Origin of the sequence: Wolbachia endosymbiont (group A) of Hedychridium roseum (assembly GCF_964028325.1) — a bacterium.
GTDB lineage: Bacteria > Pseudomonadota > Alphaproteobacteria > Rickettsiales > Anaplasmataceae > Wolbachia.
The window spans coordinates 64,974-79,161 of the sequence record NZ_OZ034755.1; the positions used below are offsets into that span (position 1 = coordinate 64,974).

General features: G+C 35.2%; 14 protein-coding genes. 12 read left to right on the top strand and 2 right to left on the bottom strand.

Annotated elements, in window-relative coordinates; translation table 11 throughout:
- The first annotated feature begins 560 nt into the window (after positions 1 to 560).
- Genes ABWU23_RS00295 through ABWU23_RS00315 form a run of 5 tightly spaced genes read left to right on the top strand, consistent with a single transcriptional unit; the run spans position 561 to position 5,680 of the window.
- Complete coding sequence (locus ABWU23_RS00295) at positions 561 to 1,052, top strand: RNA polymerase sigma factor (protein ID WP_077188249.1); 492 nt, start codon at positions 561 to 563, stop codon at positions 1,050 to 1,052.
- A 51-nt stretch (positions 1,053 to 1,103) separates the two neighbouring features.
- The gene (locus ABWU23_RS00300; protein WP_077188248.1) at positions 1,104 to 1,901 is read left to right on the top strand and encodes an ATP-binding protein; all 798 of its coding nucleotides are present in this window, start codon (positions 1,104 to 1,106) and stop codon (positions 1,899 to 1,901) included.
- Between the two features lie 23 nt (positions 1,902 to 1,924).
- Positions 1,925 to 2,413, top strand: a complete 489-nt coding sequence (locus tag ABWU23_RS00305; RefSeq protein WP_015587751.1) for a hypothetical protein — start codon at positions 1,925 to 1,927, stop codon at positions 2,411 to 2,413.
- Positions 2,410 to 3,636, top strand: coding sequence for an AAA family ATPase (locus ABWU23_RS00310; protein ID WP_077188246.1), 1,227 nt, complete (start codon positions 2,410 to 2,412; stop codon positions 3,634 to 3,636). The genes ABWU23_RS00305 and ABWU23_RS00310 overlap by 4 nt, the downstream gene beginning before the upstream one ends.
- Before the next feature lie 22 nt (positions 3,637 to 3,658).
- A complete protein-coding gene (locus tag ABWU23_RS00315) occupies positions 3,659 to 5,680 on the top strand; it encodes an AAA family ATPase (protein ID WP_143689650.1) in 2,022 nt (673 codons plus the stop codon).
- 12 nt (positions 5,681 to 5,692) lie between these two features.
- On the opposite strand, the gene ABWU23_RS00320 is transcribed toward ABWU23_RS00315, so the two are convergent.
- Positions 5,693 to 6,802, bottom strand: coding sequence for a hypothetical protein (locus ABWU23_RS00320; RefSeq protein WP_264378039.1), 1,110 nt, complete (start codon positions 6,800 to 6,802; stop codon positions 5,693 to 5,695).
- The gene (locus tag ABWU23_RS00325; RefSeq protein ID WP_353270597.1) at positions 6,768 to 7,964 is read right to left on the bottom strand and encodes a hypothetical protein; all 1,197 of its coding nucleotides are present in this window, start codon (positions 7,962 to 7,964) and stop codon (positions 6,768 to 6,770) included. The genes ABWU23_RS00320 and ABWU23_RS00325 overlap by 35 nt, the downstream gene beginning before the upstream one ends.
- 200 nt (positions 7,965 to 8,164) lie before the next feature.
- On the opposite strand from ABWU23_RS00325, the gene ABWU23_RS00330 reads away from it, so the two are divergent.
- The 7 genes from ABWU23_RS00330 to ybeY all read left to right on the top strand — a co-directional run bounded on the left by ABWU23_RS00330 (position 8,165) and on the right by ybeY (position 14,123).
- Positions 8,165 to 8,383 carry a hypothetical protein gene (locus ABWU23_RS00330; protein ID WP_077188242.1) on the top strand — a complete coding sequence of 73 codons (219 nt, stop codon included), beginning with the start codon at positions 8,165 to 8,167 and terminating at the stop codon, positions 8,381 to 8,383.
- Positions 8,283 to 9,914, top strand: a complete 1,632-nt coding sequence (locus ABWU23_RS00335) for a recombinase family protein (protein ID WP_353270598.1) — start codon at positions 8,283 to 8,285, stop codon at positions 9,912 to 9,914. Before ABWU23_RS00330 ends, ABWU23_RS00335 begins: the two co-directional genes overlap by 101 nt.
- A complete protein-coding gene (locus ABWU23_RS00340) occupies positions 9,844 to 11,307 on the top strand; it encodes a YifB family Mg chelatase-like AAA ATPase (RefSeq protein ID WP_353270599.1) in 1,464 nt (487 codons plus the stop codon). The genes ABWU23_RS00335 and ABWU23_RS00340 overlap by 71 nt, the downstream gene beginning before the upstream one ends.
- A gap of 84 nt (positions 11,308 to 11,391) precedes the next feature.
- Positions 11,392 to 11,844, top strand: a complete 453-nt coding sequence (locus tag ABWU23_RS00345) for a hypothetical protein (protein WP_264687995.1) — start codon at positions 11,392 to 11,394, stop codon at positions 11,842 to 11,844.
- Positions 11,845 to 12,082: 238 nt separating this feature from the next.
- Entirely contained in the window at positions 12,083 to 13,279 is a 1,197-nt protein-coding gene (gene ftsZ / locus ABWU23_RS00350; protein WP_253309308.1) for a cell division protein FtsZ, read from the top strand.
- Positions 13,279 to 13,677: an EVE domain-containing protein gene (locus ABWU23_RS00355; protein WP_253309309.1), complete on the top strand. Its 399-nt coding sequence runs from the start codon at positions 13,279 to 13,281 to the stop codon at positions 13,675 to 13,677. Before ftsZ ends, ABWU23_RS00355 begins: the two co-directional genes overlap by 1 nt.
- On the top strand, positions 13,671 to 14,123 hold the full coding sequence (ybeY, locus tag ABWU23_RS00360) for an rRNA maturation RNase YbeY (protein WP_253309310.1): 453 nt from the start codon (positions 13,671 to 13,673) through the stop codon (positions 14,121 to 14,123). Before ABWU23_RS00355 ends, ybeY begins: the two co-directional genes overlap by 7 nt.
- Positions 14,124 to 14,188 lie beyond the last annotated feature (65 nt).

Genomic DNA, 14,188 nt, shown 5'->3' on the forward strand with positions numbered 1-14,188 from the left:
ATATGTATTATATATATATATTATATATAAGGGTTTCAGGAAGCTAGAATCCTCCATATTGGCGGACTTCAGATATGCCGTTCCTAGGAACGGTTTTAGGAACGCATGGTGAAAACCCGCCATACAGGCTAATTCTAGATTCCTGATTCCTAATTCCTGATTTAGGAAGCCAGTAATTAGGAACGGAACTTAAGGTTATAGAGAGCATACTTTTCAACTATTTTCCTCTTAAAAATTTAAGCTATTCTTTTAATAGCGAAATCCACATTTTTAGCTCTTTAGGTGATATTGAATTTCAAAATATGAAATTCTTATATGTTTTTAATATAACTTTAGGAAGCCTGAGCTACCCATTCTTAAAAATATTGAAATCCATTCAAAATAGGTTCCAAAAACCTGAACTGTATTATTTTAAATTGCATCAGTATTATTCTCAAAAAAAAACAATAGAATATCAATAGATTAAAAATTGCATCAGTATTATTTATTTTTGCTCCTGTCCTACATAAGGGCATTAATAACTTCCATCCTTAAAGCATTAATTTGTTTTAGGGAAAACCATGAAATTAAAAAATATAGCTATAATTGTTAAAAACGTAAAATACCAAGCCTATAGACTAAAACTTGCTAAGTGCTTTATTGATGAGAATAACGAAGACCTTGAACAAGAACTCTTCTGTGAAATTTGGCCATGCCTTGATCAGTATGATGAAGATAAAAGTAGCTTTAACACCTTTGTAGCAAGATTAACTGAAAATAAAGCTATTAACCTGTTAAAGAAACAGCGATGTGCAAAACGCGATATCAATAACTATATTAGTATCGATGTAACAGAGCTACTTGAGGGTGAAATAACAAAACGCATTGATGTAGACTATATGATCTCGGTTTTACCAAAGGAATGGCAAAATATATGTGAGCAACTTAAATTTTTTAACTTACATGAAGTTGCCAAAATGAACAACGTTTCAAGAACCACTTTAAACAATATTATCAAGAAGATACGTGCCAAACTTTCTCCTATTTACTACGAAGGCAAAAAGAAAAATTGAACAAAATTTTTGCCTTTCTTGTATATATATACATCGTAGCATGGATAAATAATGGTTCTTAAAATTTTGAATAATAATGAAAGATTGCAAACAATATCAACTGTAAAAATGGTCATCTTTGGTCCTTATGGTATTGGTAAAACAAGTCTCCTAAAGACCGTAGATGAACCAACACTTTGCCTTGATTTTGAAGCAGGGCTTCTTGCTGTTCAAGATTGGCAAGGAGATTCAATTAGTCTTCGCACTTGGAATGAAGCTAGAGATATTGCTTGTCTTATAGGGGGGCCTAATCCTGCGCTGAAGTATGATCAAGCATATAGCCAAAGACACCATGAACATGTATCTGGTAAGTACAAAGATCTTTTCCCTGAGTTTTCTAAATACCGATGCATCTTTGTAGATAGTATAACCGTTGCTTCACGTTTATGTCTATTATGGGCAAAAATGCAACCTGAGGCTTTTTCTGAGAGATCGGGAAAACAGGACATGAGAGCTGCATATGGATTACTTGCTCAGGAAATGATGGCTTGGCTCAATCAATTTCAACACATCAGAGACAAAGACATCATCATAGTTGGCACTTTAGGTCAATATCTCGATGATTTCAATCGTCCAATTTGGCTACCTCAATGCGAAGGGACTAAAACTGCTAGTGAGATTCCTGGAATAGTTGATGAAGTAATCAGTATGGTTGGAATCAAGAGAGATGATGGAACGGAGAAACGCTCTTTTGTTTGCCACACTTTAAACCCTTGGGGATACCCAGCTAAAGACCGCAGTGGACGCCTGAGTATGGTTGAAGAACCGCATTTAGGCAAGCTGCTTACAAAGATTAAAAGCAAGTTTTAAAATTTAAACATGGAGAGTGATATATGTTACAAAACCTATTAACTGATTTTAACACTGTAAAACCGCAAAGTAGATTGATACCAAAAGGTACAATAGTAAAGGTAAAAATGACAATCAAGCCTGGAGGTTATGAGCATTGGTTTACTAAAAGCCCCACTACCGGTAGCATTTATTTAAATACAGAATTTACCGTTATTGAAGGCCCATACGCAAAGCACAAAATTTATCAAATAATTGGTATTAAAAGTAGTAAAGCAGAAGATACTTGGGGAGAAATGGGTCGTTCTATGCTTCGCAGTATCTTGGAATCGGCACGTGACATTCATCCACATGATAACTCAGAAAATGCAATCCTTGCTCGTAAGTTAAATTCAGTTGCAGAATTAAATGGCTTAGAGTTTACAGTAAAGGTAGGTGTTATAACTGATGAATATGGAGAGAAGAACAAAATTGCCTCGGTAGTTACTCCAGAATACCGCAAAAATTATGAAATTGACAGAGTACCATTTTGAAGTACGACGAGGAAAAGCTTTGGTCTGCTGTCGTTACTAGAGGTATTCAGGACGCAGTAGGAAAAAACCCAAAGCTAAGAGAAGAAGCAATTAATTGGCTGAATTCAAAATCTTTTGAAACTGTTTGTGAGCTAGCTAATCTCAACTTTACACGTATGAAAAATATGTATGGGAATTTTATGTCTAAAAAGCAAAAAGAGTTAAAGATGTTATTGATTGATAATATCAAGGAGTGTGTTTCTTACCTACTTCCAAATGGTGAGTTTTACCGAGAAAAAACTTATATTGGAGACTTAAATGGAAATACAATTACAGTTAAAATAGTAGGTAAGGAAGCTGGTGATTGGCGTAATTTTACTGAAGGAACTGGTGGTGATATTATTGATCTTTGGATTTTAATTAAGGGTGATATATATTCTGCTAGAAAGTGGCTCAATAAAAAATCAAAGAGTGGAGAAAAAAAAGGGCGGAAAAGAGAAGAAAAAATATTTTCTGTAAAGCAGTACTTAAGTGATCAATCACCAATACCAGAAGATATAATAGCTCCACGAATTCTCACTCCAGGTGGTCTTTTAGTCATTGGTGGTACGCCAAAGGTTGGCAAAAGTTATTTTCTTCTCTCTTTGCTTGCACATCTTGCAGCAGGAGTGTCGTTTCTTAAGATGAAGTCAGCAAGGCCACTAAAAATAATCTATCTGCAAAATGAGATGGAGTACAATTATATCAGGGAACGCATACAACAAATCATAACTAATCAAAGGCTGCCAAATCTAGCAGAGGAAAACTTGATTGTTACTACAAAGATGAGATTAACTTTAAATGATGAAGGTATAGAGAGAATAAAAGATATAATAGGAGAAAAATTTAAAACGATAGATCTTATCGTTTTGGATTCTCTTGACTATGAAAATATGTTTTCTGGCCTGCAAAGCAGAGTAGAAAAACTACGTTCTGTAATTAATCCTATGGCTGGAATCATTATTACACGTCATACCAGAAAAGTATCCACAGCTACACTCGCAAAAAGTCCTTTTCAAGCTTTAATTGGTGCTAATGCTTTAAGAAGTTTTTATACATCTGGTATGGTAATGTTTCAACCAAATAAACGTGCAAATGTCTTGCAAGTAGTATATGAGCTAAGAAACGGTAAATCAATACCAGCAAAATTCATTAGCAGAGTAAATGGGCGTTGGCAGAACTCTAAAGTTATAGCTACGGCTTAATTTATCCACAAAAACCGACACTATGCTAGAGCTAAAAACTCAGCTTTTGCAAAACATCAGATCTTGTCTTTTTCATCTTTTACCAAGAGGGACATTTCGTGGTGATAAGTTTTATGTAGGTGATGTACAGGGTAACAAGGGCAAAAGTACTGTAATAGAGTTAACAGGCGAAAGAGCCGGATTATGGAAAGATTTTGCAACTGGAGAAGGTGGTGACATTATTGATCTTTGGGCAACGGTACACGGGAAGAATGCGAGAATAGAGTTTCCTGAAGTAATGCTCTCAATAAGTGAATGGCTTGGAAAAACCAACTTCAAAGAACAGAGAAATTTAGAACAATACTTAACTTGTAGTTGGAACTACTACGATGAAAATAACCAATTGATTGTAATAGTCTACCGTTATGATCCTCCTTTAGAGAAAAAACAGTTTAAACCATTTGATGTTAAAAAACAAAGATTCAAAGAGCCAGAAATAAGGCCACTCTACAACATTCCAGGTATTTTAAAATCTGATAAGGTTGTTCTGGTTGAAGGAGAAAAATGCGCAGAAGCACTTATAGAGAAAGGAATAACTGCAACAACAGCAATGTTTGGAGCAAATGCGCCTATTGATAAAACAGATTGGACTCCGCTTAAGGGCAAGCATATTATTATTTGGCCAGACAACGATGAAGCAGGTAATAAATATACCAAAAACGCTGAAAAGAGACTTTTAGAACTTGGTGTTGCATCACTTGCTACGCTTAAGATTCCACCGAATAAACCAAAGAGTTGGGATGCTGCTGATTGTGTGTTAGAGGGAATAAATATTGAAGAATTTATCGAAAAAAACTCAAGAAAAATAATTATTAAACCACCACTTGATATTTTTAGCTGGAGCGTAGAGCGTTTTGTAGGCCCAGTACCAAAGCAAAGATTCTTGGTTGAAGGATTATTTCCTTTGGGTGTAACCTCCATTTTGGCTGCAATGGGAGATACAGGCAAAGGTATGCTACTTCTTGACCTAGCCCTCAAGGTTGCAGGTAGCATAGATCAGGTATGCGGATTTGGTCCACTTGTTACTGAACATGGATCTGTGGTGGTATTTTCTGCGGAGGATGATACAAATGAAATACATCGTCGCTTAGAACGACTTGATCCAAAATGCGAGAGATTGAAATATAAAGGTAGGCTATTTATTGTACCATTACCAAACATCGGAGGATCTCTTACCATACTTAAGAACGTTCGCGGTAAAGTTGTAGAAATCTCTCCAGAATTTGAGTCGGTAATGAAGCAGCTGAGCAGGATAAAGGATTTAAAGCTCATTATATTTGATCCCCTTGCTTCTTTCATTCATGCAGATTTAAATGCTGATCCAGCAGTAGGGGATTATCTCATGTGTTTATTATCTGATTTAGCATGTAGCACTGGAGCTTCAATAATTACTGCACATCATATGAGAAAGCTGAAGGGAGAAAAGCCTATATCAACAGTAGAGCAAGCACGAGATGCTATTCGAGGCACTTCTGCTCTCGTAAATGGAGTCAGGTGTTCTTTTGCTTTTTGGCCTGTTGAAGATATGACTAAACCAATGATTTTTAGGTCAATTGGAAAAATCCCAAGACAAAATGCACTATTTTATGGAGCTGTTGTTAAAGCAAATGGCCTGGCTGATCGTACCATACGCACTTACCTAAGAAATGAAGAAACAGGGCTATTGGAAGACATCACTGAACAATTAAAAGCTCAAAATATTAGCGATAAAGATCTTAAAATATATCTTATTGATTCAATTGCGCGAGCTGCTATTTCAGGACATCCATTTACTCACACAGGAAGTGCAGGAATACATAAACAACGACATAGACTGCCTGAAGTTTTTCATAGTATGGGAAGAGATAGATTAGAGCGTATAGTGCAAGAGCTTTTACAGGCAAAGCAAATAGTTAAAGGAATGGCTAATGGTTCAAAAGAGGATAAATGGCTCGATATTAAAACAGGACCATTTGCACGTGGAGTGGGAAAATTTATTCATGGAGCTGAAAAAAACTATTTTTGATAACAAAAAACTCTATTTTTTTATAGTCAAAGTAAAAGGGTTAATACGATAACCATATGATGATCTTTGCCAACCAAGGGTTTGTATTACATCATCACGTTCAATACTTAATCCTAATTTCTCAGCGATCGTAGCTTTGATTGTTCTTTGCATTTTATTTAATGGTTTTCTGATTTGATGTTCTAAATCTGCTTCTAAACTAAGTCCCAAGAGTTTTTCTAACTGATTAATATTGAGAAGTGTATGTTTTTCAGGTGGTAATTCTTTCTCACAGTCATGTAAAAATTGCTTGAACAATATTCGAAAAATATTAAGGCATGATGCAGCTTTTTTATTTATAACTTCAATACTATTAACATATACCATACCTTTAACTACTTGTAACTCCAAAAGTTTTGTTGGTATAATTGGTTCAACACGTTTAAGCGAAATATATGAAGCTGGTAAAACTTGCAAAGAAGTATTTTCTACCACCTCTGGTACTCCTCTTTTATCTGCCTCTTGGAATATCTCAGTTACAGTCTTAAGCTGACAAAACAGTTTCACCATTGGCACTACATATAGATTCAGCAATAGATTTGGTATATCTTTTTTTAGAGTGATGAGAACTGTCGGATGGACTCTAAGTTTATCTATAGTTAAAAATATCGCATCAGTACAAAAATCAAGGATTATTAGATTTACAATACGACCTTGATTACAAATATAATAAACTCCTTTTTCCACTTTTTCCCACATAAGTCTTGAATCATTCAACTTTGTTTCAAACCAGTCTATGATTTTCTCTATATTTAAGTATATGGATAAGAGATGAAATCTCTGTTTTTTATAAGTATTAGGCAAAATATGACGAGAACAGTTTTCACAAATAGCGTCATCACATGCTTCATCAAAGTCTGGATCGATAAAAATCTCATTGCTACAACTTGGATCAATTACATTTGGCCAATCAAGATGATCTTCTTCACGAGAGCAAACAATATAGTACCTTTCTTGCATTTTTATCAATCCAAGATCAAATAAGTATCTTGCTGCTTTAATGTGATTTTGACTTGGATTAACCCAAGAACTATTTGAACTTAAAAGATCAGCAATTTGCTCGTGAAAGGATTTTAAGACCATAAGATTGTTCCATATGTTTCTTCAGGTCCTCTCTTTCTTTTTTATTGAGCGGATGCTCTGAATAATAAATTTCCCCACTTGATTTGAAAGAAAATGTTACCTTTTTGTTTTGGAACATTACTTTAGCTGATTGAATAGATTGTAGTATGTTGCCAATAGACGGCTTTAAAATATGTAACTCTGGTGCAATAGGATCGTACGGCTTTACACTCAAAGTAAGATATGTATTACTATTTTTAAAATAATCTGACTTAAAATTTAACTCAAATATACAAATATTAGGGTCAGAACCCTCTATACATGCTTGAAGGAATTTATGCACTTGTAGTAGAAAGTTCTTATCCTGTATATTTACAAAAGTACATTCGCAGTTAAAATAACCACTTACAATACTATTTGCTATTTCCACAGCTTTATTGGTATTTTTAGCACAGAGATTAACCTTTGTACCATCAATCGAAAAATCTAAAATCATCCACTCAGGTTTATGGCCATGAACAACTTTGTTTGAATTAAGCAGTAAATCCATGTCACTTCCTCGACGTACAAACATATATATCCGATCTTGATGATGGAAAAAACCCTGCAATTGGTTTTCAAACTTCAGTATCTGCTCTACAGCTTCTTGTGACATAAATTCCTTGAATGAAGTGTTTATTTGTCTTGGTGATTTCTGTAGAGCAAATGATACGAAACCTCTCTTTTGTACTTTATCAAAGTGATAGACAGATTTTAGAAGTTCACAATTTATGTGAAACAGTAAAAATAACAAGGATCTTTTATCATACTTAGTATTATTTTTTATCAGGTACGATCTCATTAACTCTTGAGTGAGGGCAAATCTTGCTACTTCACTGACTGTAGCTTCAAGTTTCGTACGATCAAAGTAGCTAATGAGATAATAGTTAAAAAGAGAGTCAGAGTAACTGGCAAGTATCTTACGTTTTTGTTGAGTGAATCTATCATCGTAGTCTCCGTCTTGAAAAAGTTGTCCATTTAAATGATTTTTAAAGCAATGCTGAAAAATAATGCTCAGTTGTTTACCAGAAAGGGAATCTAACCAAGACTGACGTATATTAGAATCCTGAAAACGATCTAATAAAAGGTTAACAGGAACTTCTAAGTCGCTCTCCCAGAATTTATGACTTGGATAAATCTCCATAACATATTAAATAAGCCATGTTATACATAATATGATGATTTAGGCAAAGATTTTTTGGACATAATTTCTTCAAATCTTGTATATTTATTAGGGAGAATTTGTGTGAACTAGATAGCTTTCTTAAACGAGACATAAGGTGTGCATTGGTTTAGTTTAATAGAAGTCTCCTAACCTATAAAAAAATTCACAGGAAGAAAAACATGCAAAAAGGAGAGTTGGCTATTTATTGGGGTTATAAGCCTAATCGATTGGCAGATACATATCTAGCAGATGCTTATGAACAATTATTGAAATGTAAAACAAAGGAGGTAGAAGAAAATGACAACCGTAAGCTTGTATGCAAGAGTTTCATCAAGACAACAGGCACAGGAGAATACGATAGAGAGTCAGATTGTAGAATTGGAGCGTCGCATTGGTAGTGATGGACATGAGTTATTAGATGAGCATAAGTTTGTCGATAATGGTTATAGTGGATCAAATTTAGAACGTCCTGGCTTAGAAAATTTACGTGATAGAGTAGCAGAAGGTAAGATTGATAAGATATATATTCATTCACCTGATCGGCTATCACGTAAATTTTCATATCAAATGATCTTACTCGAAGAGTTTAAAAAGGCTGGATCTGAAATAGTATTTTTGAATCATAAGTTTGATGATAATCCGGATTCCCATTTATTTCTACAGATTCAGGGAGCAATAGCAGAGTATGAACGTGCAAAGATTATGGAACGAAACCGTAGAGGTAAACTTCATGCTGCCAAAGCTGGGTGTATAAGTGTGATGGGTAGGGCGCCTTACGGTTATCGCTACATAGCAAAACATGTAGGTGAAGGAAGTGCTCAATTTGAGGTTGATGAAGAAGAGGCAAATATAGTGCGTAAAATATTTAGTCGGGTTGGCCAAGAAAGAGCAAGTATAGGAGAAGTTGTACATGAACTGAATAAGATACCGGTAATAACACGAACAGGAAAAAGGTATTGGAAAAGGAGCACTATTTGGAACATGTTAAAAAATCCTGCTTATATAGGACAAGCAGCTTATGGTAAAACTAGGACATGCTCAAAACCACAAGTAAAAAAATCAAAAAAAGGAACTTGTGGTAAACTTAAAAGTGGTCGCTTTAATAGTGATAAAGAGAATTGGACTTATATTCCAGTACCAAAAATAATCAATGAGCATTTATTTGATTCAGTGCAGGCACAACTAACTGAAAATAGGCAAAGAGCAAGAGTACGACAAAGAAGAGAAACATATTTATTGCAAGGTTTAATGGTATGTCAACGTTGTCAATATACTTATTGTGGTACAAACCACGTTCATAAAAAGTCGACATATTATTACTATCGTTGCTCTGGTACAAACTCTAGCAAATTCAATGGCAATAAAATCTGCGATAATAAATCAATACGCACTGATATATTAGATGGAGTTATATGGGAAGAAGTCAAGAGTATCTTGAAAGAGCCAGATAGGATTGCAAATGAATATCAACGTAGATTATCAGAGAACAAAAAACCTTTACATAATCAAACACGTGAAAAGCAAGAAAGTAAGTTAAGATTAAGTATCAAAAAATTTATTGATAGCTATGCTAAAGGGTTTATAAGCCAAGAAGAATTTGAACCAAGAATCACAACAATGAAACAGCATTTGAAAGAAATTGAAGAAGAGAAAGAAAGAACGCTTGATCAAAAAAAACTACAACAAGAATTGAGCCTTGTTACAGATAGCTTGAAAAACTTTTCCTCAAGTGTTGAATCAAAGCTTGATCAAGTGGATTGGCAGACTAAGCAAAATATTATTAGAATGTTAATTCATCAAATTGAAATCAATCACAATCACTTGTATATAGTATTTCGCATAAAAAGTCTTGCAAATTTTGATCAAAATAGCCATAATAGAATTATGCAATGTTGTACTAGCAGTCAATATTGTTGGATTGCCGGATAAAACTGTTGCGGAATCCAAAGAGCGCATCAGAGCAGCGTTAAATTCAATCAATCTACTACTACCTCCAAAAAGAATTACAGTTAATCTCTCCCCTGCGGATTTGCTGAAAGAAGGCAGTCATTATGACTTGGCTATCGCTATTGGACTACTTGTTGTAATGAATGTGATACCAGTTGAAAAAATTCAGTCTTATATAATCATGGGTGAACTGGCTCTTGATGGCAGAGTTATTCCAGTTTCAGTAGTGCTGCCAACAGCAATTAATGCAAAAAAGGCAAATAAAGGAGTAATTTGCCCAAGGGGAAATGGAGTAGAGGCTTCATGGGTAAAGAATGTTTCAATTCTAGCTATAGAGAAATTAACTGATATTATCAGACACTTTAAGGGTGAGCAATTAATTCAGCCAGTAATTTTTAATTATAGTGATGCACCCAAAGAAAAAAGATTGGTTCCCGATATGAAGGATATCAAAGGCCAAGTTGTTGCAAAAAGAGCAGCTGAAATTGCAGCAGCAGGTGGGCATAATATGCTTCTTGTTGGCCCTCCTGGTACTGGAAAATCAATTCTTGCTAAGCGCTTTATAGGATTGCTGCCTGATTTGACCGAACAGGAGATGATTGATGTTAATATTATTTCCAGCATAACAAAAACTGGTAATGAAATATTCAAAGTAACTCGCCCCTTTCGTGAACCTCATCATTCATGCTCTATGTCAGCAATGATAGGGGGAGGAAAGAATGCAAAACCTGGAGAAATCACTATGGCTCACAATGGCGTGTTATTCCTTGATGAGCTACCTGAATTTCCAAGACTTGTGCTTGATTCTCTGCGCCAACCACTTGAAGATAGAAAAGTTACCGTTGCAAGGGCAAATGCTCACATAACCTACCCTGCAAATTTTCAACTGATTGCTGCGATGAACCCCTGCAGATGTGGTTACTTGGGGGATGCAAGTAGATCGTGCAACAAAGCTCCAAAGTGTGGCACAGATTACAAAAACAAAATATCAGGACCATTGCTTGATAGAATAGACATATGCATTGAAATGCCAAACGTTAGCATACTCTCTCCTGAAATCTCTGTGGAGGGAGAAAGTACTAAAATCATAAGAGAAAGAGTGATAGCAGCAAGAAAAGTTCAAACTGAGCGTTATAGTAAATTGAATGTTCGTTGTAACGCAGAAGTAAGCGGTGAAGCATTTAATAAATTTACTGAACCAGATCAGGCAGGGTTAGAATTGCTAAAATACGTACTGAAAGAAAATTACATTTCCAATCGAGGCTACACACGCGTATTAAAAGTTGCAAGAACCATTGCAGATCTTGCAAAAAGTGAAGAAGTAAAAAGAGCACACATTGCTGAAGCGCTGAATTACAGAATAAGGATATATTAAAAAATTAGTTTACTTGACAGACAATTTGTTTCATTATATACTGCCCTTAATGAAATTTTAACATTCTATTTAAGGAGTAGAGTTATGGCATTAACAGAATATAATTACGAACAAGAACATAGTGTTTTTCACGCTATTTCAGAGGGATATAAAAACCCTGATAATGGACACTGGGGAGTTACAGGTGCTGCTGGTGGGCTTGGTCAGTATATTAAGGATAATAAGTTAAGAACAGCATTATTTCCGGTTGCAGTTGCAAGTGTTGTCTTTACAGCAATGCATATGAAAGCAGGCTTTGTTAGTGCAGCAGAAGCTTCTGGGTTTCTTGCTAAGACTGCCAGCTACTTTGTTGGGACAAATCAAGCAATAGCTGCTTCATTACCTGGATTTATCGGAACAGGTGTTGCTGGTCAGATAGTTGCAGGTGCCATAATGACAATTGCTGCAGCTGCTGTTCTTTATGGAACATATCAAGTTGCCTCAAAATTAAAAGATGTTGTGGTTGAAGCATCGAACAAAGCAGAAAAAGGTGTATAATAACTTCAACAAAACAAAAAGGGATAGGTCTCTGTCCCTTTTTATAAACATTTTTTATTTTTTTGAAGTAATATCATCCAAAAATCTAGTAATTATAAAATAGCACTTATTAGTATAAATATTAAGAATAAGTAAATCCCGTTTACTGTTTACGCCTATAGAAGTGAAAAGTATTTGCATATTATTAAAAAAGCGGTAACTTACTATCAAGTGAATTCGCTAAATTTGAGTAATTTAAATGTCTATTGATCTTAGTCTGCCGGAGTTACCTATATTACACCCAAGGATTACCGTTGTGGGAGTGGGTGGTGCTGGTGGAAATGCTGTGAATAACATGATCCAATCTAATTTGCAAGGAGTGAATTTTGTTGTCGCAAATACCGACGCTCAAGCACTAGAAAAGTCGTTATGTGATAAAAAAATTCAGCTTGGCATTAATTTAACTAAGGGTCTTGGTGCTGGTGCTTTGCCTGATGTTGGGAAAGGTGCAGCAGAAGAATCAATCGATGAAATTATGGAGCATATAAAAGATAGTCATATGCTTTTCATCACAGCAGGAATGGGCGGTGGTACCGGAACCGGTGCAGCACCGGTAATTGCAAAAGCAGCCAGAGAAGCAAGAGCTGCAGTTAAGGATAGAGCGCCAAAAGAAAAAAAGATATTGACTGTTGGAGTTGTAACTAAACCGTTCGGTTTTGAAGGTGTGCGCCGCATGCGCATTGCAGAGCTTGGACTTGAAGAACTGCAAAAATACGTGGATACACTTATTGTCATTCCAAATCAGAATTTATTTAGAATTGCAAATGAAAAAACTACATTTTCTGATGCATTTAAACTTGCTGATAATGTTCTGCATATTGGCATCAGAGGAGTAACTGACTTGATGGTCATGCCAGGGCTTATTAATCTTGACTTCGCTGATATAGAAACAGTAATGAGCGAGATGGGCAAAGCGATGATCGGCACCGGAGAGGCAGAAGGAGAAGATAGAGCAATTAGTGCTGCGGAAGCTGCAATATCCAATCCATTGCTTGACAATGTATCAATGAAAGGTGCGCAAGGAATATTAATTAACATTACTGGTGGCGGAGATATGACTCTGTTTGAAGTTGATGCTGCAGCCAATAGAGTGCGTGAAGAAGTAGATGAAAATGCAAATATAATATTTGGTGCTACTTTTGATCAAGCGATGGAGGGAAGAGTTAGAGTTTCTGTTCTTGCAACTGGCATTGATGGTCGCAATAATAAGTCAGAAACTTCACCTATAAGTCAGAGCGAAGACTCAGAGAAAGAGAAATTTAAGTGGCCCTATAGTCACAGTGAAAGTACGCAAGACAAAACACTGGAAACAAAACCAACTGAACAGGTAAGCGAAGGAGCTAAATGGGGCAGCAATGTTTATGATATACCGGCTTATTTAAGAAGAAAAAAATAATGCAACTTTGGCTACTCAAGTCAGAGCCAAGTGAATATTCATGGCAAAAAATGGAAAAGGAGCAGGTAGTTGAGTGGGATGGCGTGCGCAATTATCAAGCTCAAAATTACATGAAAATTATGAAAGTAAGCGATCTTGCGTTTTTTTATCATACAGGTAAAGAGAAAGCAATACTTGGAATCGTTGAAGTATTTAAAGAGTATTATCATATTAATGATCCCAAGTTCGGATTAGTGAATGTAAAGTTTTTGAAACCTTTAAATAACCAAGTAACGTTAAATAATATAAAACAAAACCCACTTTTGAAAAATATGTCTATATTAAAACAACCACGTTTATCAATTGCCCCAGTTTCGGAAATTGAATGGAATGAAGTAATAAGGATGAGTGAATGTTAGAAGTAAATATTCTTGACAAGAAATGGTGCAGCATTATAGAAAATCCTAAAAATTTTGTATTAGGTGTCATCAATGCTTCTCTAAAAGAATTAAAAATAGACCACTATAAACCAAATATATCAATAGCTCTGGCTGATGATGATTTGCTACATCAACTTAATTTAAAATTTAGAGAAATGGATAAGCCAACTAACGTACTATCATTTCCGTGTGAACAATTGTCTAATGAGTGCGATTTAGGAGACATAGCAATTTCAATAGACACAATAAAAAGAGAATCGCATGAGTATTGTATACCTATTCTTGCTCACATTGCACACATGTTAGTGCATGGATTACTGCATTTACTTGGTCATGATCACCAAAAAAAAGATGAAGAAATTATAATGAAAAATCTAGAAAGAGAAATTTTAGCTTCGCTTGGCTACAATATGTGCGCGATTTAAAAGGAATTTAATAAAAATATAGTAGATGATAATAAAATATGTTATCTACAAAGGGTTTTAGCTAT